Origin of the sequence: Streptosporangium lutulentum, assembly GCF_030811455.1 — a bacterium.
GTDB classification, from domain to species: domain Bacteria; phylum Actinomycetota; class Actinomycetes; order Streptosporangiales; family Streptosporangiaceae; genus Streptosporangium; species Streptosporangium lutulentum.
In genome coordinates this window covers 1,607,030-1,630,241 of the sequence record NZ_JAUSQU010000001.1, presented here as the reverse complement: position 1 = coordinate 1,630,241, position 23,212 = coordinate 1,607,030, and the positions used below count along the sequence as shown (strand labels likewise).

The following is a 23,212-nucleotide window of genomic DNA, read 5'->3' as shown; positions in this document are numbered from 1 at the left end:
GGGCCCGTCCCGCGCCCGGCCCCGGGTCCGCCCAACAGACGAAGAGGATTCCCCCATGACCATGACGGAACCGGCGGCCGTCCCCGCGGCCCCGCCCAACCGGCAGACATCGCCGGCCGAAGAACGGTACGCCGCCGAACTCGCCTTCCTCGCCGCCCACGACGACGGCCCCCGCCCGCCGGGCTGGGCGCTGACCCCTCGGGCGGTGGTCACCTTCGTCTGCGGCAGCGGGGGCGAGACGCTCGAACTTCCCGGCGCCCGGAAAGCGAAGGGCGGCGACCCCGGCGACAGCGGCGTGCCACCCACCCGGCTCGTCGTGTCCTCCAAGTTCGTCGGCGAGCGCTCCCTGATCGAACGCTGTGTGGTCACGCTCGCCGGCGAGCGCGGCCTGCTGCTGGTCGGCGAGCCCGGCACCGCCAAGTCGATGCTCTCCGAGCTGCTCGCCGCCGCCGTCTGCGGCACGAGCTCGCTCACCGTGCAGGGCACCGCCGGCACCACCGAGGACGCCTTCCGCTACGGCTGGAACTACGCCCTGCTGCTCGCCCAGGGACCGAGCAGGCAGGCGCTGGTCGACTCCCCGGTGCTGAACGCCATGCGCACCGGGCGCGTCGCCCGGATCGAGGAGATCACCCGCTGCCTGCCCGAGGTGCAGGACGCCCTGGTGTCGATCCTGTCCGACCGGCGCCTCAGCGTGCCCGAGCTGACCGGCACACCCGACGCCCTGCCGACGGCCGCCCCCGGCTTCACCGTGATCGCCACGGCCAACCTGCGCGACCGCGGCGTCTCGGAGATGTCGGCGGCGCTCAAACGCCGGTTCAACTTCGAGACCGTCGCCCCCATCGCCGACCCCGCCGCCGAGGCCGCCCTGGTGCGCAGCCAGGCCACCTCCGTGGTGCGGCGGGCGGGAGCCGCCTTCGAGGTCGACGACGCCGTGCTGGACGCGCTGGTCACCGTCTTCCGCGACCTGCGCTCCGGCCGCTCTGCCGAGGGCTGGGACGTGGAACGGCCGGGCACCGTGATGTCCACCGCCGAGGCGGTGCAGGTGGCCGCCTCCCTCGGGGTGGCGGCGGCCTACCTGCCCGGCGGGGACGTGCTCGACCTGGTGCCCGGCCACCTGCTCGGCGTGGTCCGCAAGGACGATCCGGCCGACCACGCGCGGCTGCTCGGCTACTGGGACGGCCCGGTGCGCCGCCGCGCCGAGGACGGCTCCGCGATGTGGCGCCGGCTCTGGGACCTGCGGGAGAACCTGCGGTGAGGAGCGATCGGGAAACCCCTGCCCCCGGCCCGGACCTCCGGGACGCGGATGCTCCGGCGGGCCGGGGCTCCGGCCCGCCGGAGGCGGACGGCCGCGCGCGGAACGCCGGAGGTGACCCCCGGGACGCGGTGGACGCGCTCGCCGGAGCCTCCCGGCCCTACCTCCTCGGGGTGCGCCACCACAGCCCCGCGCTGGCGGCGGTCGTCCCCGATCTCCTCGACGCCGCCGGAGCCGAGGTGGTCTGCGTCGAGTTGCCGGCCGACTTCCAGCCGTGGCTGGTCCACCTGGCGGATCCGGCCACCCTCGCGCCGGTCGCCCTCGCAGGAACGCTGGGGGACGGCCGTCTCGGCTTCTACCCCTTCGCCGACTTCTCCCCCGAACTGGCCGCCGTCCGCTGGGCGCGGGAACGCGGCGCCGAGGTGCTCTGCTGCGACCTTCCGCTCTCCGCCCCCGCCTGGTCCGCGAGCGATCCGCCTCCGTCCGGTGTGGCGGCGAACGTCTTCTCCGACGCCCTGACCGCCTCCTCCACGGGCCGGGAGGGGGACGACATGTGGGATCGTGCCGTCGAGGTGCTCGCCCCCGGGTGCCTGCCCGAGGCGGTGCGCCGGGCCGCGCTGGGTGTGGGCTGGGCCCTGCGCCAGGACGCGGAGGCCTCCGGCGGCGTGCCGCCCCGGGACCTGGCCCGTGAGGCGCACATGCGCGAGGTCCTCGCCGAAGCCGCCCTGGGCGGCCGGCGGGTCGCCGCGGTGATCGGCGCCTTCCACGCCCCCGCGCTGGTCGTCCCGGAGCCCGCCGCCCCGGCACCCGGCACCGGCCCGTCCGCCGCACCGGGCACCGGAGGCCCCCCGCCCGCCACGTCGTTCGTCCCGTACGCCTTCGACCTGCTCGACTCCCGGTCCGGCTATCCGGCGGGCATCCGCGATCCGCGCTGGCAACAGGCGATCTTCACGGCCGGCGGCGATCCGGGGAAGATCAGGGACGCCGCGGCCCGTACGATCACCGACCTGTGCCGGGAGCTGCGGGCCGCCGGGCACACCGCCGGCACCGGCGAGGCCGTGGAGACGCTGCGGCTGGCCTGCGACCTGGCGGGGTTGCGGGACCTGCCCGCACCGGGCCGCGGCGAGGTGCTGGAGGCGGTGACGACCGTACTCGGCCAGGGCGAGTCGCTGGGGCGCGGCCTGACACTCGCTCGCGCCCTGGAGACGGTCCTCGTCGGCACCGAGCGCGGCAGGACCGCGCCGGGCACGCCCCGTTCCGGGCTGGGGCCCGCGGTCGAGGCCGAGCTGGCGGAGCTGAGGCTGCCCTGCCCCGGCGATCCCGCCCCCCGCGAGTTCCGCCTCGACCCGCTCCGCTCCGACCTGGACCGCCGCCGCGAGATCCTGCTGCAACGCCTGCTGGTGTGCGGCACCGGGTACGGCCTGCAGATCGAGGTGGCGGGCACGGGCGACGCGACCGCGCTCACCACCCGATGGCAGCTCTCGTGGACCCCTTCGGCCGCCGCGCTGCTCGACCTGGCGGGTGTCCGGGGCGTCACCGCCGCCCTGGCCGCCGCCGGGACGCTGCGCGAGACCTTCCGCCGTCAGTCGGCGGAGGGCGGCCCCACCTGCGAGCCGGTCCTCGCGGGACTGCGCGCCGCGGCCGTCTGCGACCTGCCGGGCCTGGTCTCCGACCGTCTTGCGGACGCCGCCACCGTGCTTCCCGCCGCCGCGGGTCTCCCCGATCTTCTCCAGGCACTCGACCTGCTGGAGGCCCTGCGCCGCGAGCACCTTCCCGGCACCACTCCCGAAAGCCGGGACCAGGCCGCGGACCTGACCGGCACCCTGATCGAGGCGGCCGTCCGATCGCTTCCCGGCCTGGCCGGCAGCGACCGGCCCGCGGACGCCGCCGCCCTGATCGCACTGGTCACCCGCTCCGCCGAGCACCGGCTGGGCCTGCGCGTCGACGACGCCCTGGGCGCTCTCGCGCGCACCGGCTCCCCGCTCATTCAGGGGGCCGCGCTCGCGGCCCGGGTCCTGCTGGACCTGGACCCGCCGGAGACCCTCGGGGCACGGACGGCCGGATGGATCGACACCGCCACCGGACCGGACGGACGCCGCCGCCTGTCCCGCCTGCTCACCGGCCTGCTGGTCGCCTCGGGCCCGCTCCTGCAGTCGGCCGCGGCGGCTCTCGACCCGCTGCTGGAGCGCATCGACGTCCTGCCCGACCAGGGCTTCCTGGACCGGCTACCGGCGCTGCGCGGCGGTTTCGACACGCTCGCCCCGGCGGCGCGCGACCGGTTCCTGCGGACCGTGACCGACCGGCTCGGCGATCGGCTCGACCTGGCACTGAGCGCTCCGCCCGAACTCCTGGCCCTGTGGACCGCCGCGGACGCCGCCGGGCTGGCCGCCCTGACCGGCCTGCGGCTGCCCGGGCTCTCCCCTTCCGCGTCCGGATCCGAGCCGCCCGGACCGTCCGAGCCGCCCGGACCGTCTGAGGCGCCCGGCTCGGACAGCCGGACCACGCCCACGCCCGCGCTCGCGCTCGCGCTCGCACGGCAGGAGACCGCACACGGGACCGGGACGACCGGGCACCGGACCGTACCCGAGGGTGAGGGGGAGATCGCCCCGAGGCGGCTCTCCCCGGCCGACCGGTGGCGCCTGCTCCTCGGCAGGGAGACCGGACGCCTTCCCACCGATGCCCGGCGTTACGCGCACGCCCTGGACGAGTTGTACGGGGCGGGCAGGGGCGAAGGAGCCGGAGACCTCGGGCACGGGCAGGGTGACGTCGGCGGGCAGGGCGCCTCCTTCCCCTCCGCCCGCGAATGGGCCTCCGAGCTCGACGCCCTGTTCGGCTCGGAGGTACGGGAGGAGGTGCTGGCCCAAGCGGCCGACACCGGACGGACCGACGTGCTGCAGGTGCTCGATCCCGACGCCGTGCGCCCGTCGATCGAACTGCTGACCTCCGTCCTGTCCCTGGCGGGCGGCCTGCCCGAGCAGCGACTCTCCCGGCTGCGGCCGCTGGTCCGGCGGCTGGTCACCGAGCTGGCACAAGAGCTCGCCACCCGGATGCGTCCCGCGATGGCCGGCCTGGCGATGCCGCGTCCCACCCGCCGCCCCGGCGGGCGGCTCAACCTGCCCGCCACGCTCCGGGCCAACCTGGCGCACGCGCGGCGGACCGACGACGGCAGGATCCTGGTCGTTCCGGAGCGGCCGGTCTTCACCACCCGTACCCGCGCCGAGGTCGACTGGCGGCTGATCTTCGTGGTCGACGTGTCCGGTTCGATGGAGGCCTCGGTGGTCTGGTCCGCGCTGACCGCGGCCGTCCTGGGAGGCGTGCCCACGCTGTCCACCCACTTCCTGGCCTTCTCCACCCAGGTGATCGACCTGACGGACCAGGTCGGCGACCCGCTGTCTCTGCTGCTCGACGTGCGGGTCGGCGGCGGCACCCACATCGCCGCCGGGCTGGCCCACGCGCGCTCCCTGGTCACCGTGCCGAGCCGCACGCTCGTCGTCGTGGTCAGCGACTTCGAGGAGGGCCACCCCCTCGGAGGGCTCCTCGGCGAGGTCCGCTCCCTTGTCTCCTCCGGGGTGCACCTGCTGGGCTGCGCCGCCTTGGACGACACCGGCGCCCCTCGCTACTCGGTATCCGTCGCCCGGCAACTTGTCGCGGCCGGCATGCCCGTCGCCGCGCTCAGCCCGCTCGCCCTCGCCCGCTGGGTGGGCGACCGCCTTCGAGGAGAAACCCGTTGACCCTCCCTGCCCCCGGCTCCCCTGCCGTGCGACTGCCACCGGTGGAGCCTCACGTGGCCGCGGCGGCCGTGGAGGACCTCTCTCCCCGGTTGCGCAAGAAGCTCGACGCGGCGATCGAGCGCTGCGCCGGGCTTCCGGTCACCTCCGACGGGCGAACCGTCTCCGTCGCCTGGGGTGAGGACGCGGTGGTCACCCTCACCCCGGGACCGGCGGGCACGGTCACCGATTCCGGCGCGGCGCTGTGCGGTTGCCTGCTCGCGCCCCGCTGCCTGCACCGCGCCGCCGTCCTCAGCGCCTGCCCGGTCGCGGATCCGGACGCGTTCCCGGAAAGCCACACGCCTGCGGATCCGGACTCGCTCGCGGAAGCGGATCCGTTCCCGGGCCTGGGCTCGCTCGCGGGAACCGGCACACCCGCGGCCCCGGACGTTCCCGCGGGAACCGGCGCTCCCGCGGGCCCGGACGCACCCGTGGAGGCCGGTGCGCCGGCCGGCTCGGGCGGGTCCGCGGGAGCCACGGCGCCAGGGGGCGCCGACGGGGACCTGCCGGACGCCGGCGCGCGGCCCGCCGTCACCGGTCCCGGCGCCAAGCAGGTGGCCGCCGCGGCCGGACTGTGGGCTGCCGCCGTCGCGGTGCTCTCGGGAGGGGTGCCCGGTGCCGGTGCGGTGCCCCAGGCCGAACTGCTCCGCGCGGCGCACACCGCCCGGCTGGCCGGCCTGCCCAGGGCCGAGGCCGCGGCCCTGCGCGTCGTCCGCGGCCTGCGGGCCGCTCGCGCGCACCAGGACGGGCACCGGCTCGCCGATCTGGTCTCCGCGCTTCAGGATCTTCTGCTGACCGCGGGCAGACTCGCGGCGGCCGACCCCGATCCGGCCCTGCCGGGAACCACGCGCCGCTCCTACCGGCAGGGGGAGGGCCTGCGGGTCCACGGGATCTGCAGGGAACCGGTGATCAGTGCCACCGGTTACGGCGGGGTGGTCACCCATCTCGTCGCGGAGGACGGCCGCCGGTTCTCCGTCGCCGACGTCAGACCCGGAGGTGCGGCCCGTGCCCGCGGTGCCGCCACCGCCACCGTCGCGATCGGAGCCGCGGCCCTCGACCACGCCCAGCTGGCCCGCGGGGGGTTGTTGATCGCCGGGGCGACGATCTCCCCCGACGGGCGTCTCGGCTCGGGCCGCGGGGTGCGGGCCAGTCCCGTGGCCGGGCTGCCCTGGTCGGCATGGCCGCTGGCGGCCCTGTTCGCCCGCCCGCTCGCCGAGGCGGCCGACGCGACGTTCTCCGCGGACGCCTGGAGCGATCCGCCGGAGGACGAGAGATCGGGACGGCTCGTCGGATGCGACCTGATGATCGTCGGCGCCGAGGGAGACCGGCTGCTCGCCCGTGAGCTGTCGCCCCTCGGCGGGAAGCCCCTCGGCGAGTCGGACCCGCTCGCCGCGCGTCCCGGGCAACCCGCCGCCGGCGGTCCCTCCGGCTCCGAGGAGGGACCGGAGAGGCCGCCGCACGGGCCGCTGATACGGCTGACGCCGGCCGACCCCCATCCCGAGCTGGCTCATGTCGCCAACCTGCGGCAGCTCGCGTCCCGGCCCGGCCTGCGCGTACGGGTGGTCGGCAGGCTGGACCCCGGCCGGGCGGCCACCCTGCGCCCGCTCGCCGTCGGGCCCGTTCCCGGCGCCGGGCCGACGCTACGCCTGCCCGCCGAATGGCTGGATCGCGCCGATCTCGGGTACGACCGCCTGCGGGGTTCCCATCTCCCGCCCCTCGACGCATGCCCGCCGTGGCAGAAGGACGCCGCGGCCGAAGCGGATCCGGTGGCGGGTTCGCCCCTGTGGCGGGTGCGGCGCCTGGTCGAGCTGGCCGTCTCCGGCGGCCGGCGGGCGGTCGCCGAGGCCGCGCGCGGCGGAGACGCCTTCGTCCAGCGGGCTCCGCTGCGTCGCGCGGGGTTCGGGACCGCCGCCGAGCTCGTCGGCGCGCTCACCGAAGAGGCCGATCGCCGCGCCCGCGACGTGTTCGGCCGCCTGGTCGACTCCGGCGGCGACCGGTACGCGTGGGCGTGGCTCGCCGCCGCCGTCCACCTCACGGCCACCGAACGGGTACTGGTCCAGGCGTCCTGGCATGACGGCCATGCTCTGAGGTGAGGCTCCGCCGCTCACGGCCACGCCCGTGAGCGGCCTCGCGGGTGCCCGCCGTACGGGGCGTGAGGATGAGCCGCGGCGAGCGTGACCGCTACCCCGGGCGGAGCGGGGTTCTCCACCGATCGGAGGAGCGCTCTGGGTCTTCCGAACGATGGAAACCATTCTCGAACCGAGGATCCTGGATTCCAGTATCAGGCCGGATTGCTTCCCGGCCCGCTCAGGAATCCACGGGAGAATTCCACGACGGGGGCGGTTATGAGACATACGACCCGACCGGTGCGATGGTTGAGCGGGGCGGCGGCCGCGCTCGCCACCGTCGTCCTCATCACGTCATGCTCGGCGGCGGGGCAGCCGAGTGGCTCCTCCACGACGGGTGCGACCGCCGGCACCGGGGCGCACGGCGCCCACGGAAAGCCCGCCGCGCCACCGCCGGCGGCGCCGCTGCGGGCCTCCGAACGGTTCGTCAACCTGACGCTGCCCCAGCCGTACGAACCGGCGGCGCCCTCCGCCGGGGGGAACGACGAATACCGCTGTTTCCTGGTCGATCCCAAGCTGTCCGACCGGGCGTTCCTCACGGGCAGCCAGTTCCTGCCGCAGAACACCGACCTCGTCCACCACGCGATCGTCTTCCGGGTCGGTCCTGACAAGGTCGAGGCCGCCCGCGCCCTCGACGCCCGCACGCCCGGCGAGGGCTGGACCTGCTTCGGCGACGCCGGCATCGACGACGGCGACTGGATCGGCCACTGGGCACCGGGAGCCGACGAGACGCTGCTCACCCAGAAGGTCGGCTATCCGATGCCGCCCGGCAGCCAGTTGATCATGCAGGTGCACTACAGCCTGCTCGCCAGCGGGGGCAAGCCGGCCGGTAGCGACCAGTCCGCGATCCGGCTGCGGCTCACCGACGGAAAGGCCGACCTTGAGCCGCTGGTGACCAACCGGCTGGTGGCACCGATCGAGCTGCCCTGCGCGGCCGACGAATCCGGTCCGCTGTGTGACCGTGAAGCCGCGGTCCGCGATGTCGTCGGCCGCTTCGGGGAGCAGGCCGGGGGCATGGTGGCCGGGCTCAACCAGTTCTGCAACAACGCCAGGCCCCCGGTCGCCTCGCCCACCCAGCACTGCGATCGGAAGATCAACGAGAACGGCACGGTGTACGCCGTCGCCGGGCACATGCACCTGCTCGGACGCTCGATCAAGGTGGAGCTCAACCCCGGGAAATCCGGCGCGCAGACCCTCCTGGACATCCCCAACTACAACTTCGACGAGCAGGCCATCCGCCCGCTGGCCAAGCCCGTCGCCCTCCGGTCCGGCGACGTCCTCCGGGTGACCTGCACCCACGACGCCGGCCTTCGCAAGAAGCTTCCCGCGCTGCGCGATCTTCCCGCGCGCTACGTCGTCTGGGGCGAGGGCACGGCCGACGAGATGTGCCTCGGGCTGCTCGTGGCCTCTCCCGCGTCCTGACCCTCCGGCCGGCCTGTCACGGCGGTCACGAGGAAATGTAACATTGAACTTCGGCACGCCTGTAGGACGTTCCCTGATTCACCTCTTTCTGCACGCATTCACGTTCTTTCGCACTGAGGTCCAGCGTGCCGCACACCTTGACACTGACGTATTCACGGCAGTCCAGGCCGGGGTTCGCCTCCCCGATCTGATAGGTGTTCTTGACCTTTGCCTGGCATTCGGCACGGGCCTGCTCGGTATTCGAAAACCGACATTGACCGAGGAGCGTCTGATATTGCTCTTCGCTCACCTTTATTTTGCCTGCCGCTTGATCTGGAGTCCCGGTGATGGCAGGTCCGGCTGCGGTGGCCGCGAGCAGCGCCGCCGCAGCGATGATCCACTTCATGATGGCCCCCGGATCAGCGGTATCTGGCGGAGCCCGAGAAAGCTCCATGGCGGATACGGAACCGGCTTGTGAGATCTTCACAGCCTGCCACAGTCGGGCGATTCCTCCCTAGTTGATTATATTTCTACCCATACATCCGCACCTAACAACCCCGGCCATCCCCAGCGGGTGTGCCCGGACCGCGTCGAGACGGTGGCGGCCGGGCCATCGACCCATCCGGCTCCCGGACCTTCCACCGTCGTCACCGCGAGAGCGTGACCGACTTCGTCCCCACCACCACACGAGCCGCGCATCGGCGCGGACGCGCGACACGAAGAAGGCCCCGCCGTCTCCGAGGAGACGAGCGGGGCTCTCTCAGGTCCCGGTATGGCCGGCTCCCGGGCCCGTCACGCGGACAGGTGCCGCAGGGCCGCTCAGGGCGTCAGCTGGCGGACGATCGCCAGGGGGTCGTCCTCGGTGATCGTTCCGTTGAGCGTGATGTTCCTGTCGCGGTGCCCCCGGCAGCATCTGATCCTCGCGTTGAACCTTTCGGCACCTCTCCAGTGGCATCCCCCCTTCACATATCTCCCGCCCCGGCCGGCACTGGCCCAGCCCCAGTCCCCACCCCAGCCCCAGCCGCCGCCGCAGCCGGCGACGCCCGTCAGTCCCCAGGCCGAGCTCATCGCGTTGGCCGAACCGGTCGCACCGGCACCGGCCGCCATGGCCGCGCCGTCTACACCGACCACGCCTCCCGCGAGTACGCCGCCGAGAGTGAGCGTGATGGCGATATTCTTGATATTGGGCATTGCGTAGTCCCCTTTGACATATCCGCTGAAGCGTCGAGCGCGAATGCTTATCTGAACCGAACGGAAGTCATTGGCGTCCTCCGGTCGATGGACGTTGAAACTCGGCTCACACCCGATGAGCCGTTTCATGGAGTGGCGGCTATCGCGGCCGGCCTGGCCGAACGTCAGTGGTCACGTATGAATGGCCGAGATCTCGGGAATCCGGCGCGCGGCCCGGCGGTGACGACTCGGAGAGAGGCCCCCGGCACCGGAACGATGGAACGTCGGAAAGAACCGGCCCCGTTTCCGGCCTCACCCGTGGACACATATGCCCCGCACGGCTCGACGTCGCCCGGCGAACGCGTGCCCGGAAGCAAACAGACGATGCCACCGAGAACACATGATCTTTAATGCCGGATGCCATCGGAGCCATACCCCTCACATCCCCTCATTTTCTGATAAGAGACCTCAGATAACACCTCCCCGCCCCCCACCGAAAGGAACATCAGACACGTCAAAGCCATATCGTGTCATAGGTCAATAAATAACATATGCCACCTAGCTGCTCCTGATACTTCCGATTCCTTCCACTTATCCAGCTTTGTAGCGTTGGCGACATTTATCGTCACCCACTCTTTTTCATCTTTACTACTAAGGCATGAAATGTACGTTATGCAATGCAAAAAAGCCCCGCCGACCGTCAGGTCGGCGGGGCTTCTCCGGGTCTCTCCGAGTTCGAGTTCAACGCCTCCTCAGCGGGAGCACCCGGCCCCGGACGGACAAGACGCCAGGCCGGGCCGGAGATTCCGGCCCGGCCTGGCGTGAGGCGGGTGGGACGGGGAGACGCTCCGCTACGGCGGGATCAGCCCCAGACCTCCTGCGCGGTCTCGACGATCAGGGCCAGCTTGGCGAACTGCTCATCGTGGGTGAGGACGTTCCCCTCGACCGTGGAGGAGAAGCCGCACTGCGGCGACAGGCACAGCTGGTCGATGTCGACGAATTTGGCGGCCTGCTCGATGCGGCGCTTGAGGGCGTCCTTGGACTCCAGCTCGCCCCGCTTGGTGGTGACCAGGCCGAGGACCACCATCTTGCCCGGCGGGACGAAACGCAGCGGTTCGAACCCGCCGGAACGCTCGTCGTCGAACTCCATGAAGAAGCCGTCCACCGCGAGCTCTCCGAACAACGCCTCCGCGACGAAGTCGTAGCTGCCGGAGGCCGCCCAGGAGGAGCGGAAGTTGCCCCGGCACATGTGCGTGGTGACCGTCATGCCCTCCGGCTTGCCGGCCAGGGCGCTGTTGATCTGCCGGATGTAGCGCAGGTGCATGTGCTCGGCGTCGTCCCCGCGCTCGTTGAGCTCCGCTCGCTGGGACGGGTCGTTCAGGTAGGCCAGGCTCGTGTCGTCGAACTGCAGGTAGGTGCAGCCCAGCTCGCCGAGCCTGCGGACCTCCTCGGCGTAGGCCGCGCTGAGGTCGCTCCAGAACTCCTCGGTGTCGGAGTAGACGCCCGGGTCGATCGAGGCGGCGCCGCCGCGGTAGTGGACCATGCTGGGCGAGGGAATCGTCAGCTTCGGCACGGCCGTGGTGACGGTGTCACGCAGGAAGGTGAAATCGTCGGCGAAGATGGTCTCCTCGAGCCGGATCTTGTCGTGGACCCGCATGGCCGCAGGCGTGAACTCGATCTTTTCCTGCTCGTTCTCGAACTTGACCGTGATGTGCTCGTCGGTGGCCTGGCCGATACCGCCAAGCCGGTAGATGAAGTCCATGTGCCAGGACGCCCGGCGGAACTCCCCGTCGGTCGCCGACTGCAGGCCCACCTCCTGCTGCCGCCGTACGACCTCGCGGATCGCCTCGTCCTCTATCTCGCGCAACGCCTCGACGGGGATGCGTCCGGCGGCGAAGTCCTCCCGCGCCTGCAGGAGGGAAGCCGGACGCAGCAGGCTGCCGACGTGATCCGCGCGGAAGGGGGGCGAGTTGCGCATCTAAACCATCTCCAAGTATCGGTTTTTCTCTGTTTCTACGCTAGATCACCTCGCGTGCCCCCCCGACCTCTCCCCCGGCGAAAACGAAGATGCCACGAATTCGTGACCGTACTCACAGCCGCCGCCGGAGGCCGGTGTCCGGCCGAGGAGCCGGAAGGACCCGCGGACCTGGCGACGGCTCGGAACTCACGCGTCACGCCCCCGGCTCAAGGCGCCCCGAGCGAGCCGGCCTCCCGGACTCCCGGTCCGCCGGACTCCCGGTCCGCCGGATGTGGGAACGCCGCGACCGGGCGATCGGAAGCGGGCGCGAGAACGGCGCGGACCAGGCCGCGGCGGATGCGAGAACACCACGAGGCCGCCTTCCTTCCGCACGGGCGTCCGCCACCGTCCCGGAAGCCGCTATCACACACCGCCGAATCAGCCGGCACGCATAACACACGGTCAAGGCGTTATAACTCAGTCGCGACTCAGTCATAGGGACTCGAATCGATTCGGTCGCGGTTCATAAGGAACCCTCGCGACCGGATTACATTGTGCTATATCAAGAACTGCGTTATATGAATAAAGAACATTCCCTCATTTTGCCGGAGCTGATGAATCCGTGCCCGGACTACGTCTCCAGTTGGACGGTCTTTCCTGGGAGCACGGCCAGGACAAACGAACGCTGAAGCCCGACCAGCTGGTCGTCGACACCGGGGATACCGCCGTCGTGCTGGCGAGAGACGCCGCCGACATCCATGCCTTCACCGATGTGCTGCTGGGACAGACCTGGCCGCTCACGGGAACGATCTGGATCGCCGGACGCGAGGTCACCTCACTGCCCACCGAGGATCGCGGCATCGCCCTGGTGCCCGCCGGAGGCGGCCTTTTCCCCCATCTCACGATCGAGCAGAACATCGGGTTCGCCGTGCGGAGGCGTCACCGGGACGGCTTCCGGAGAGGGCAGGTGAACTACGTGGCCGGACGGCTGAACCTTCACGGAATCCTCAGCTGGCGGCCGCACGACCTCTCCCCCGACGAGAGACTCCGGGTGGCGCTCGCCCGGGCGATGTGCCACTGGCAGGCGGCGATGGCCGTGGTGATCGAGGACCACTCCGGATACACCCCCTGTCACGCCGCGGTCAGCGAGAGCCTGAAGGCCTACCCCGACCTTCCGATCCTGGTGGTGAGCGACGACAGGCACCGGGTCGAGACGCTCCGTGCCCCCGCGGTCTCCTGGGAGGTCGTAGATGCCGATGAATCGTAGACAGGCCCTCACGGTGCTGTCGGGTCTGGCGGCGGCGGGACTCTCCGGGTGCGACGAGGAGGGACCGCTGCGGATCGCGGTGGTGTGGAGCGGCTGGGAGCTGAACCGGTTCCGCGACATCCTGAAGTGGTACGACCGTCCCACCGTCGTGTACTCGGCCGGGGACAACATCGCCGCCCTGCTCAAAAACCCGGTGGCCTCGGCGTCCACCCCGGATGTGGCGATCGTGCCACGGCTGGAGCTGGTCGAGGACGACGACATCCGCGCCCGGCTGAAACCCCTCACCTCCTTCGACCCTCTTCCCTGGAAGAACCTGGTGCGTCAGGAGCAGGAACCGGACACCTCCCTCAAGGGCATCTGGTTCAAGGTCGCGCACAAGTCACGGGTGTGGCATCGCCCCGGCACCGCTCCGGCCCTGCCCACCGACTGGGCCGAATGGGTGAAGGAGTGCCGGATCCGCGCGGGGCGAACCGGCCCCCGGCCGCTCTCCATCGGGGCGGCCGACGGCTGGGTTCTCACCGACTGGTTCGAGAACGTCCTGCTCGGAGTCGATGCCGAGCTCTACGGCAGGCTGCACCTGCCGCCGCCGGACGGCTGGAGGCCCGGCGACGGCTGGGGCCACGAATCCGTCAAAGAGACACTCACGCGGCTGGCGGAGCTGTGGTCCATCCCGGGGCTGCTTCCCGGCGGGGGCCGCCGAGCACTGATCACCCAGTTCCACGACTCGATCCTCGACGTCTTCCGGTACGGCCATGCGGACATGGTGGCCGCGCCCGATTTCGCCTGGCCGGTCATCAAGGGCTACCGCACCGAGGAGCAGGAGAGGGAGCAGGTGATGAGCTTCCGCTTCCCCTGGCCTGCCGGCGGAGAAAAACCACCCGTACTGGTCGGAGGAGACGTCGTGGTGGCACTCACCGCGGCCGGAGACCGGGGCAAGCGCTTCGCGGAGTGGCTCACCGGACCGGACGTGGCGAGAAACCGGCTGAAGGACTGGATCGAAGCCGGCGGTTTCCTGTCGCTCAACGAGAGCGCCCCGCTCTCGCACACGGCGCTGGACGAACTGACGACGGAGCTGCGGGGTGACATCGCTTTCGATCTCTCCGACCGGCTCACCGGCGGCCTGGCCGGCGGAGACGGCCGGGGCCTGTGGCGAGTCCTGACCGAGTTCTTCACCGTGGTCGCCGCCGGTGGGCGGCCTCCCCGCCCGGAACAGCTGAAACGGGCGGTGGACGACGCGATGGGGATGCTGACGGCGCTCAGCGGGACGGGAAGGACATCATGACGGGCGAGGACGCCCTCCTCTTCGACGTGACGCCGCACCACGACCTGCGCGCGCCGGCCCGGTGGCACGGTCAGGGCAGGTGGGGAGCCTGGGGATACCTGCTTCCCGCGGTCGTGCTCACGACCGTCGTCCTGCTCGTTCCGCTGACCGTCACGGTGGTGACGAGCGTGAGCGGAGACGGCGGCCTGGACGGCTATCTGGACGTCATGACCGACGAGGAGGTCTGGCTGGCCCTGTTCCACAACGCCCTGTGGCTGATGCTCGCGCTGGTGGTCTGCGCGCTCGGGCTCGGACTCGCCTGGCTCGCCCGGGACACGGGTCCCCGCACGCGGGGGGTGCTGCTCGCCGTACTGGCGCTGCCCGCCGTGACCTCGCCGCTGACGGCCGGGGTGGCCTTCCGCCTGATCTTCGACGCGAACCCCGACCGGGGCCTGGTGAGCGCTCTGCTGCCCGGTGACGTGATCTTTCTCGGCCCCGGCTGGATCTGGCTGGTCCTCGGCCTGGCATTCGTCTGGCAGTGGACGGGCCTGGCGTTCCTGGTCTTCCACGTGGGCCTGTCCACCATGCCCGCGGACCTGCTGCGTGTGGGGCGCGTCTTCGGCGCCGGGAGGCTGCGCCGCCTCCGCACGGTGGTGATTCCGGCGTTGTTTCCCACGGCGGCGCTGGTGATGCTGATCGTGCTCACCGCCGCCGTCCGCGTGTTCGATCTGGTCCTGGTCGGCGTGCCCGGTTCGATCCAGTCGGCGGTGGACGTGGTGGGACTTTTCTGGTGGCGTCACCGCGACGATCTGGGAGACGGCCGGGCGTCGGCCCTGGCGATCCTGTTGTTCGCGATGGCCGTCGCGCTGGTGATGCTCGTGCTGTGGCGACTGCGCCGGGACTGGCCGAGCGCGGGGCCGCGGCGGGAGGATCGGCCCGTGTCCGTACAGGGACGTCCCCGGCGGATCGTCCAGGTCCTGTTCGCCGTGGTGGCCGTGGTGTGGGCCTTCCCCCTCGTCGCCCTCCTGCTCACGTCGTTCCGCGTTCCGAAGGAGGCCGCCACCTCCGGGTGGTGGACCGGAGGCTACGGGCTGGGATCGTACGGCGAGGCCTTCAGCGACGGTTCCTTCGCCGACGCGCTGGGGGCCACGGCCCAGCGCGGACTGCTGGTCGCCGTCGTCGTCCTGCTCCTGGCCGTCCCCGCCGCCTACGCCCTGACCCCCGAGCAGCTGCCTCGCCGGGCGCGACGGATCCTCACCACGGGGGCGGTCGTGCTCGTGGTGCTGCCCCCGCAGGCGCTGGCCCTGCCGCTCGGAGAGGTCCTGGGCTCCGGGGCCGGCGGCATCGTGATCCTGAGCCTCGTGCACGCCGCGCTGGTGCTGCCCCTGGCGGTGCTGCTGCTCCGCAACGCGTTCATCTCGGTGCCGCGCCCGGTGGTGCTGCGCCCCCTCGCCGAGGGTCGTTCCGCGCTGTTCCAGGTGACGGCCGAGAGCGGTCCCGCCGTGGTGGCGGTGGCGGTGCTGGCGTTCGTGCTCACCTGGAACGACCTGGTGCTCGGCCTGCTCCTGAACTGGCCGGCGGATCAGGCGCCTCTGGTCGTCCTGCAACAGGCCCGCCACTTCACGACCTCGGCCGGCGGGCTGGCGGCCCAGACGATCGTGCTGACCGCCGTGCCCGTACTGCTGCTGTTCGCGACCGGCAGGTGGCTGGTCCGAGGACTGACCCAGGGGGTCCGCCAATGAGCTCCCCTCCCCCGGAACCACCCGGAAAGCCCCGGTCGCGGCTGGCCAGGCTGCGCGCGACACTGCCTCGCAACCGCAAGGAGTCCCTGGCCGCCGCGCTCGCCTTCGCCCCTCCGCTGGGCGCGGCCGTCATCATGGAGACGGCGTTCGGTTACTTCCTGCCGCTGATCCCGACCGGTCTCACCATCGGCGTGGCCCTGTTCCTGCTCTCCACCAGATGGCTGCGCGGGCGCGAGCGGCCCCCGGAGCCCCATGAGCCGGCCGAACCCCTGCGGCTCCCCCCGCCGGTCACACCACTGGTCGGGAGGGAGGCCGAGGTCGAGGAAGTGATCGAGCAGGCCCTGAAGCGAGGTCTGGTCATCGTGCGGGGCGTGGCCGGAATCGGCACCTCCGCGCTGGCCGTCAACGCCGGATGGAGACTGGCCCCGGAGACCGATCGGCAGCGCTACGCGGATCTCCGCGGGCAGGACCCGGACGAGCCCGAAGACACCTTGAGCGTGGTGGAGCGGGTGCTGCGGACGCTCGACTGCCCGCTGGGGCCGATCGAGAGCCCGGAGGGGGCGGCGCAGAAGGTCTCCGCCGCGCTTCGGCACACCGGCCAGGTGCTGCTTCTCGACAACGTCGAACGGTGGAGCCAGGTGGCATGGCTCCCCCGTCACGTGCCGGGAAGCTGGGTGATCGTCACCGGGGAGCTCCAGGCCGGTGCGGGTGACGCGGTTCCCGCGGATGTGGCCGTCGTCCAGATCGGGCTTCTGGACGCCGACGACGGTGTGGCGTTGCTGCGCTCCCAGATCGCGGAGGAACGGATCGAGGCGGATCCGGCGGCGACGGAGAGGTTGACGAACCTGTTCCTGCGCAGGCCCGCGATCGCGGTCGGAATCGGCCGCTGGCTGACCGAGAACCCGCAGGTCCCGATAGCGACGCTGGTGACCGATCTGGAGCAGGGACCTCACGACCACACCCTTCAGGTCCTGCTCACCATGCAACTGCGGCGGGTGAGACCGGAGGCGCGGCGGCTGCTGGCGTTGTTCGCACACGCGCCGATCGCCGAACTCGGGATCGACGGGGCCACCGCGCTCGCGGGCGGGTCGGAGCGCGAGGTCGAACAGGCGATGGAGGAGCTGGGCCAGCACGGCCTGGTGGAGAAGGTACGGACGTCCCGAGTCCGCGTGGTGGACGCCGCCCGCGCGATCGCGGAGCCGCCGGCCGACTGGGACGCGGCGTGGCAGCGCCTGGTGGAGCGCTTCGCGGATCGCGCCGACTTCTTCGCCGAGCGGCTCCACCAGGAGGAGGCCCGGCACTGGTTCGGGATCGAGGACAAGGCACTGCTGCAGATCCTGAGGACACGGCAACCGGCTCCGCGGGCGGCCGGTCCGCTGGGACGGATCGCGGACGCCCTGGAGGTGTGGTTCCTCCTGGAGCAGCGTCATCAGGAAAGGCGGGAGGCCGCCCGCGCCCTGGCGCACGCGGCCAGGACGCTGAGCGATGCCGACGTCCGGGCGACCGCCGAGCTACGGCTGTGCCTGATAGCCCTGACGCTGGGAGACCCCCGCGCGGCCCAGGAGCATCTCGACATCGCCTCGGGGCTGCGGGCCGGGGTCGAGTCCTGGCCCGCCCAGCTTCATCTGGCCCGTGCGGCGACGCTGCTGGCCACCGGTGACGAGTTCGCCGCGGTGGAGTCGTCGCTGGTGCAGTACGGCCAGGTCCTGCCGGGCGGCGACACCGTCGGGCAGGCCATCCGGTGGATCAACATGGCCGTGCTGCGGATCCGCCGGGGACAGGTCTGCGGCTTCGAGGGCAGGACGGACGAGGCGAACCGCCTGTACGCCGACGCCCTGGGCACCCTGGTCCAGGCCCTCGGGATCTCCGAGCAGGCGGGCGACGTGCACGCCCAGGCCCACAGCCGGGAACTCCTCGCGCTTGTCCACTGGTACCTGGGCCGGGCTCACGACGCCACGAGGAACTGGGAGAAGGCGGTCGAGCTGTACGAACGCTCAGGAGACACGATCGGCCAGGCCCGCTGCCAGGTGCACCAGGCGGCGGCGCTTCCGCGACGCCGCCGCGGGGAGGCCGCCAAGCTGCTTCGCTCGGCCCTGACCCGGCTTCCCACGACGGGGGTGAGCACCGCGCTGGCACGGCTGCACCTCGCCCGCGCGGAGCCGCGGAACGCCCAGCGGCACCGTGAGAAAGGACTGAACGCGCTCGCCCCGTGGGACGGGATCGCCGAGCCCCTCCAGGTCACCGAGATACGGCGGCGCCTGCGGAATCTCCCCCTGGCCGATCCCTCCGCGCCCGGAACCCCTCGTGACCCGGCCTAGATCATGCCGGACGACACTCCCTTGTTTACCTCGATTTTCGCGGCCTCCTCATAGTGTGGAGAGATGACGTCCTTCCAGCGGTATCTCGCAGAAGAGGTCGCGGTCGACCACGCCGACGGGCTCATCCCGCGCCGCGAGGCGCTGCGCCGCCTGACCCTCCTCGGCCTGGCGCTGCCCGCCGCCAGCGCCCTGCTCGCGGCCTGCACGACCGGCCAGGAAAGCGCCGCGACCTCCGTCAGCACGTCATCCGCCTCCGCTTCCGCCTCCCCCGCCGGTCCTCCGCCGCTGTCCACCGAGGCGATCACGTTCCCCGGCCCCGGATCCGGGGTCACGCTCCAGGGCGCCTGGGCGGCGGCTCCGGATCCCCGGGGCGCGGTGCTGGTCGTCCACGAGAACCGCGGGCTCAACGACCACATCCGGTCGGTCGCCGGGCGCCTGGCGGCCAGTGGCTACTCCGCGCTCGCCCCCGATCTGCTCTCCAGGGAGGGCGGGACCGACTCACTCGGCGACCCGGCCAAGGCCACCGCGGCCCTGAGTGGCATCTCCGAGGATCGTTTCGCCGCGGACCTGAAGGCCGCCCTGAGCGAGCTGGAGCGGCGCGCGCCCGGCAAGAAGCTCGGCGCCGTCGGCTTCTGCTTCGGCGGAGGCATGGTCTGGCTGCTGCTCTCCTCGAACGAGCCACGCCTGTCGGCGGCCGTCCCGTTCTACGGCCCGCTCCCCGAGAACGCCGATTTCTCCGGTTCCAAGGCCGCCGTTCTCGGGATCTACGCCGAACAGGACTCCCGGGTCAACGCCGGCCGCGACCAGGCGAAGGCCGAGCTGGAGAAGGCGGGCCTGAAGCACGAGCTCGTGACGTTCCCCGGCGTCAACCACGCCTTCTTCAACGACACCGGCCAGCGCTACGACGCCGACGCCGCCGCCACGGCGTATCAGCGCGTCCTCGACTGGTTCGGCGTTCACCTGGCCTGAGCCCCGCCAGGATGGACCGGCGGCCCCGTGTGACCTCGGCGAGCCACCGTCGGCGGCTTCGGCGCCGTGAAGTGACGGGCGCCGTGAGGTGACGGGCGCCGTGAAGTGACGGGCGCCGTGAAGTGACGGGCGCCGTGAAGTGACGGACGGCGGTGAGTGACGATTCACCGCTCGATGCGCGTGCGAACTCGCCCTGTCCGGGTATGCGGGAGTAATGCTCATCTTCGGCCTGCGCACCGTGATCCACCGGCTCGGCGTGCTGACGCTCGTCTGCCGCGCCTGCGGCAACCAGGCGGCACAGGTGCTGTCCAAACGGGTCACCAAGTTCAGCCTGTTCTTCATACCGCTGTTCCCGGTGCGGACGAGGTACGGAGTGCAGTGCACCTTCTGCGGGGCGTCCTACGACATCTCCAGGGACGAGGCGAACCGGCTGGCGGTCCGCTGATCGCCCGCCGCTCATCTTGCCGGCGGCCGGATCGAGGGTCTGGCGCGAGGTGAGCCGGTCGGCGGCCCGCCGGGTAGCCGGTTGGCGGCCCGCCGGATATCACCCCATCACCGACGGTGATTATCGCCACATCCTTCCCTTTAGCCCCTATGTCGTGAAGAGTGCTCAATATGAGTTTTGATGTCGCGCACGTTCGCACTCTCTACCCTGCCCTGTCCGACGGATACGCCTGGCTGGACGCGGCAGCCGGAACTCAGGTTCCCCAAACGGTGATCGACGCCATCTCCTCCGCCTACCGGGGCGGCATCGGCAACAGCGGCGGCGCGTTTCCCGCCAGCGCCCGCTCGGACGCCATCGTCGCCGAGGCCCGTCAGGCCGTGGCGGACCTGGTCGGCGGCGACGCCGGTGGAGTGGTGCTCGGCCCGAACATGACGACCCTGACCTACCGGTTCGCCTACGCGCTGGCCAAACAGTGGGGTCCGGGCGACGAGATCGTGCTGTCCCGCCTCGACCACGACGCCAACGTCCGTCCCTGGGTGCAGGCGGCCGAACGAGCGGGCGCCACCGTCAAGTGGGCCTCGGTCGAGGTTCCCTCGGGCGAGCTTCCCGCCGGACAGTACGACGACCTGGTCACCGAGCGAACCCGGCTGGTGGCGGTCACCGCCGCGAGCAACGTCCTGGGAACCATGCCCGACATCCCGCGGATCGCGGCACGGGCGCACGCCGTGGGAGCTCTGCTCTACCTCGACGGGGTGCACGCGACCCCGCACGCCCCCGTCGACATGGTCGCGCTCGGCGCGGACCTCTACGCCACCAGTGCCTACAAATGGTCGGGCCCGCACATCGGGGCGGTCATCGGCCGGCCGGAGCTGCTGGAAGGGCTGCGGTCCGACAAGCTCGCCTCCTCCTCCGACGAGGTGCCCGACCGGTTCGAGACCGGGACGCTGCCCTTCGCCGACCTGGCGGGCGTGACCGCCGCCGTCAAGCACCTGGCCTCGCTCGACCCGCAGGCGACCGGTACCCGGCGCCAGCGCGTCCTCACCTCGATGTCCGCGGTGGAGGCCCACGAGCAGGCCGAGCTGGCCCACCTGCTCAAGGGCCTGTCGGCCCTGCCGCACGTACGGCTCGTCGGCTCACCCGCGCGGCGTACCGCCACCGTCTACTTCACCGTGGCCGGTCACACCCCCCGCCAGGTGGCCGAGCATCTCGCCCAGGCCAGGATCAACGTGTGGGACGGGCACTGCTACGCCTGGGAGGTGACGGAGGCGTTCGGCATCCGTGACTCGGGCTCCGCCGTACGGGCCGGCCTCGTTCACTACAACGACCGATCCGACGTGAACCGCCTGCTCAACGCGCTGGAGGATCTCTCCCCGACCGGGTGAGGGCCCCTTCGCGACGGTTCCGCCGACCGCGTGGTCACCCGGAGGGAGGCCGCACACGCGGAGCCCTCCGGTTCCATGGACGCCTTCCCCGTAAGCGGTGGATCGGCGACCGGAATATGCGAACTCTCCCACGATGCTGGCCCGGTGAAGGTGAGCGCCGACGGTGCACGCGCCCATCAGGCGCTCACCCTTCCCCGGTCGGGCCGTGTGGTGCGGCTTCGCCTGGCCGCACCGCGACCGACCACCTCAGAGCATGGAGCAGATCGGCCGGGCCACCGCGGCCGCCTCCCAGCAGGCGAAGCAGCTCATGGAGCCGCTGATACCCGGCGACCTGCCGTACTAGGAGATCTACGGCGCGACCGTGAGCCTCGATTCGTTCCTGCCTCAGCCCGTCGACCTCCAGGACGAGCCGCGGGGTCACGTATGACCTCCGACGGCTGCCACGTGGCGCGCTCGGCGATCGGCCATGAGACCTCGACCGGCGGCAACTGGCGATGTCCGCGCTCACCGGCGGCGCGATGGGCGCCCTCAGCTGGGAGACCCTCCTCAAGGGCGTCACCTCCAGCGCCCTGGGCGCCGACGGCCAGCACCTGACCACCTCGATCGCCGCCACCGGTCGTCCCCACGATGGCGGTGCCGTGCCGCCCCGCCCCTTTCCCGACCCCGGTGGGGGTCCCCCTCCCCGCCCCGAGACCGGCACTCCTCCGCCGGAGGCGGGTGGCGTCTTCGGCTCCCCCGACGGACCCGGCCGTTCAGACCTGTCGACCCGGGGGCCGGCGATTCGGCCTCCCGGCTCGCCGCGGTGGACCGCTGCCCGGAGACCGTCGACGTGGCGCGGGCGTCGGCGGACGTCTCACCGCCGGACGGTGCGGGTCTCCGCTGGGACGACCTGGCCGGCGACCGGCGCTTCGAGACCCCGCTGAAAAGACTGGGCGAGCTTGACGCGAACGGCTTGGCGCGTCTCCGCGAAGGCGTGGACAGCCGGGCGATACTCAGTGGCGAACAGTTCTCGACGGCTCTCAACAATGCTCTCGTGAACTGGAGCCCCAACGAATCCCTGTATTCCGTGCGCCCCGGCACCGGCGAATACATGAAAGGCCCGTCCGGCGCGGATCTGATATATCTCACCAAAGGCGGCGAGCATCTCGTCTTCAGGGACGGCGAGACGATATTCAAGCTCGATTACAATGCGAACAAGCGTGTATTGGGCTGGACGGAAGGATGGGAACCCGGTCGGCTTTCAGGAGCCGAGGCGACTTCCGCCCTGCTGGACATCGCCAATGACAAGGAGTCTCGCTTCGCGAAGCTACGGGATTCTCATGGACCATCCCATGTCATCGACCAGACCGTCGACGTCCGGATCGTGGACTGGCCCGGGCGCGTCATCAATGAATTCATCGGAGAGAACAAACTCGATGGCGACAGGACCTACGAGTTTCCCACGATAGTGACCCGGCAGAGCAGAGTTCACGGTCTTGAGAGTCTCGACAACCTGGACCTCGCGACCGGATACGCCGAGATAGGAAAGAACCCCAACCCGGAGAAGTACGTGGAGGTCAACCGGCGCTGGCTGGAGCTCGTCGGCCCGGCGGATTTCGATCGCGAGCTCCTCCTCGATGTCCAGCAGAGCCCGTCGATCGCCAGACTGCTCCAGCGGTCTCAGCGAAACCCCGCATTCATGGACGCCCTTCGGAGGTTCGCCGGCAGTTCATTGGCCTATACGGCGGCGACGGGCGAGACCATGGACATGGTCGGTGACGGCAATGTCGTCTTCATCGACTCGCGATCGTATCTTCTGGTGGACGCGCTGCATCCTTATCCCGCCAGGCCCCTCTGGAAGGCGACGGAGGTGCTCCACCGGCTCAACCGGCAGGAAGAATTGACCAGGCAGGACCAGGTAGGCCTCGTCAACGTCCTGAACTATGTGCGGACCGTCAACGCGCTCGCCCACGCGACCGGCCTGCAGGAACGCATCAGCATCGTTCCCCGGGATTTCCACTCGGACCGCTGGAAACGGTTTCTTGAACTCTGGAGAAAGTAGTGGGAACCGGTCGGCACGGCACCGTTTCCCATCTTTATCGCACCGACATCGGCAGTCGATTCCAAAAAGGCCGGAACGGCCGAGAGGGCACCCTCCGGCTCAGGGCGCCGGCAT

15 protein-coding genes are annotated in these 23,212 nt (G+C 71.3%); 12 read left to right on the top strand and 3 right to left on the bottom strand.

Annotated features, from left to right (window positions below):
- Positions 1-55 precede the first annotated feature (55 nt).
- The 4 genes from J2853_RS06815 (at position 56) to J2853_RS06800 (ending at position 8,567) form a co-directional block, all read left to right on the top strand.
- The gene (locus J2853_RS06815; protein ID WP_307556095.1) at positions 56-1,255 is read left to right on the top strand and encodes an ATP-binding protein; all 1,200 of its coding nucleotides are present in this window, start codon (positions 56-58) and stop codon (positions 1,253-1,255) included.
- Positions 1,252-4,983 carry a vWA domain-containing protein gene (locus tag J2853_RS06810; RefSeq protein WP_307556093.1) on the top strand — a complete coding sequence of 1,244 codons (3,732 nt, stop codon included), beginning with the start codon at positions 1,252-1,254 and terminating at the stop codon, positions 4,981-4,983. The genes J2853_RS06815 and J2853_RS06810 overlap by 4 nt, the downstream gene beginning before the upstream one ends.
- Positions 4,980-7,112 (top strand): hypothetical protein, encoded by a 2,133-nt coding sequence (locus J2853_RS06805; RefSeq protein ID WP_307556091.1) that lies wholly within the window; start codon positions 4,980-4,982, stop codon positions 7,110-7,112. The genes J2853_RS06810 and J2853_RS06805 overlap by 4 nt, the downstream gene beginning before the upstream one ends.
- A gap of 273 nt (positions 7,113-7,385) precedes the next feature.
- Positions 7,386-8,567 (top strand): monooxygenase, encoded by a 1,182-nt coding sequence (locus J2853_RS06800; protein WP_307556089.1) that lies wholly within the window; start codon positions 7,386-7,388, stop codon positions 8,565-8,567.
- Positions 8,568-8,592: 25 nt separating this feature from the next.
- On the opposite strand, the gene J2853_RS06795 is transcribed toward J2853_RS06800, so the two are convergent.
- From J2853_RS06795 to J2853_RS06785, 3 genes are all read right to left on the bottom strand, one after another.
- Positions 8,593-8,952: a hypothetical protein gene (locus tag J2853_RS06795; protein WP_307556087.1), complete on the bottom strand. Its 360-nt coding sequence runs from the start codon at positions 8,950-8,952 to the stop codon at positions 8,593-8,595.
- Positions 8,953-9,365: 413 nt separating this feature from the next.
- On the bottom strand, positions 9,366-9,737 hold the full coding sequence (locus tag J2853_RS06790; RefSeq protein ID WP_307556085.1) for a hypothetical protein: 372 nt from the start codon (positions 9,735-9,737) through the stop codon (positions 9,366-9,368).
- Positions 9,738-10,578: 841 nt separating this feature from the next.
- Positions 10,579-11,694 (bottom strand): 5-methyltetrahydropteroyltriglutamate--homocysteine S-methyltransferase, encoded by a 1,116-nt coding sequence (locus tag J2853_RS06785; RefSeq protein ID WP_307556083.1) that lies wholly within the window; start codon positions 11,692-11,694, stop codon positions 10,579-10,581.
- 601 nt (positions 11,695-12,295) lie between these two features.
- Here J2853_RS06785 and J2853_RS06780 point away from each other — a divergent pair.
- The 8 genes from J2853_RS06780 to J2853_RS06745 all read left to right on the top strand — a co-directional run bounded on the left by J2853_RS06780 (position 12,296) and on the right by J2853_RS06745 (position 23,098).
- Positions 12,296-12,940 (top strand): ATP-binding cassette domain-containing protein, encoded by a 645-nt coding sequence (locus J2853_RS06780; RefSeq protein ID WP_307556081.1) that lies wholly within the window; start codon positions 12,296-12,298, stop codon positions 12,938-12,940.
- The gene (locus J2853_RS06775) at positions 12,930-14,222 is read left to right on the top strand and encodes a hypothetical protein (RefSeq protein WP_307556079.1); all 1,293 of its coding nucleotides are present in this window, start codon (positions 12,930-12,932) and stop codon (positions 14,220-14,222) included. The genes J2853_RS06780 and J2853_RS06775 overlap by 11 nt, the downstream gene beginning before the upstream one ends.
- Positions 14,219-15,943 carry an ABC transporter permease subunit gene (locus tag J2853_RS06770; protein WP_307556077.1) on the top strand — a complete coding sequence of 575 codons (1,725 nt, stop codon included), beginning with the start codon at positions 14,219-14,221 and terminating at the stop codon, positions 15,941-15,943. Before J2853_RS06775 ends, J2853_RS06770 begins: the two co-directional genes overlap by 4 nt.
- Positions 15,940-18,261 carry a hypothetical protein gene (locus J2853_RS06765; RefSeq protein WP_307556075.1) on the top strand — a complete coding sequence of 774 codons (2,322 nt, stop codon included), beginning with the start codon at positions 15,940-15,942 and terminating at the stop codon, positions 18,259-18,261. Before J2853_RS06770 ends, J2853_RS06765 begins: the two co-directional genes overlap by 4 nt.
- Before the next feature lie 63 nt (positions 18,262-18,324).
- Positions 18,325-19,230 (top strand): dienelactone hydrolase family protein, encoded by a 906-nt coding sequence (locus tag J2853_RS06760; RefSeq protein ID WP_307556073.1) that lies wholly within the window; start codon positions 18,325-18,327, stop codon positions 19,228-19,230.
- 214 nt (positions 19,231-19,444) lie between these two features.
- Positions 19,445-19,675 carry a zinc-ribbon domain-containing protein gene (locus tag J2853_RS06755; protein WP_307556071.1) on the top strand — a complete coding sequence of 77 codons (231 nt, stop codon included), beginning with the start codon at positions 19,445-19,447 and terminating at the stop codon, positions 19,673-19,675.
- 170 nt (positions 19,676-19,845) lie between these two features.
- Positions 19,846-21,057, top strand: a complete 1,212-nt coding sequence (locus J2853_RS06750; protein WP_307556069.1) for a cysteine desulfurase-like protein — start codon at positions 19,846-19,848, stop codon at positions 21,055-21,057.
- Positions 21,058-21,859: 802 nt separating this feature from the next.
- Positions 21,860-23,098 carry a hypothetical protein gene (locus J2853_RS06745; RefSeq protein ID WP_307556067.1) on the top strand — a complete coding sequence of 413 codons (1,239 nt, stop codon included), beginning with the start codon at positions 21,860-21,862 and terminating at the stop codon, positions 23,096-23,098.
- Positions 23,099-23,212 lie beyond the last annotated feature (114 nt).

Bases quoted from the DNA above. Each gene is read 5' to 3' on its own strand.
- J2853_RS06760 (WP_307556073.1), top strand. From the start codon at position 18,325: ATGACGTCCTTCCAGCGGTATCTCGCAGAAGAGGTCGCGGTCGACCAC.
- J2853_RS06815 (WP_307556095.1), top strand. From the start codon at position 56: ATGACCATGACGGAACCGGCGGCCGTCCCCGCGGCCCCGCCCAACCGG.
- J2853_RS06750 (WP_307556069.1), top strand. From the start codon at position 19,846: ATGAGTTTTGATGTCGCGCACGTTCGCACTCTCTACCCTGCCCTGTCC.
- J2853_RS06790 (WP_307556085.1), bottom strand. From the start codon at position 9,737: ATGCCCAATATCAAGAATATCGCCATCACGCTCACTCTCGGCGGCGTA.
- J2853_RS06775 (WP_307556079.1), top strand. From the start codon at position 12,930: ATGAATCGTAGACAGGCCCTCACGGTGCTGTCGGGTCTGGCGGCGGCG.
- J2853_RS06770 (WP_307556077.1), top strand. From the start codon at position 14,219: ATGACGGGCGAGGACGCCCTCCTCTTCGACGTGACGCCGCACCACGAC.
- J2853_RS06755 (WP_307556071.1), top strand. From the start codon at position 19,445: ATGCTCATCTTCGGCCTGCGCACCGTGATCCACCGGCTCGGCGTGCTG.
- J2853_RS06765 (WP_307556075.1), top strand. From the start codon at position 15,940: ATGAGCTCCCCTCCCCCGGAACCACCCGGAAAGCCCCGGTCGCGGCTG.
- J2853_RS06785 (WP_307556083.1), bottom strand. From the start codon at position 11,694: ATGCGCAACTCGCCCCCCTTCCGCGCGGATCACGTCGGCAGCCTGCTG.
- J2853_RS06795 (WP_307556087.1), bottom strand. From the start codon at position 8,952: ATGAAGTGGATCATCGCTGCGGCGGCGCTGCTCGCGGCCACCGCAGCC.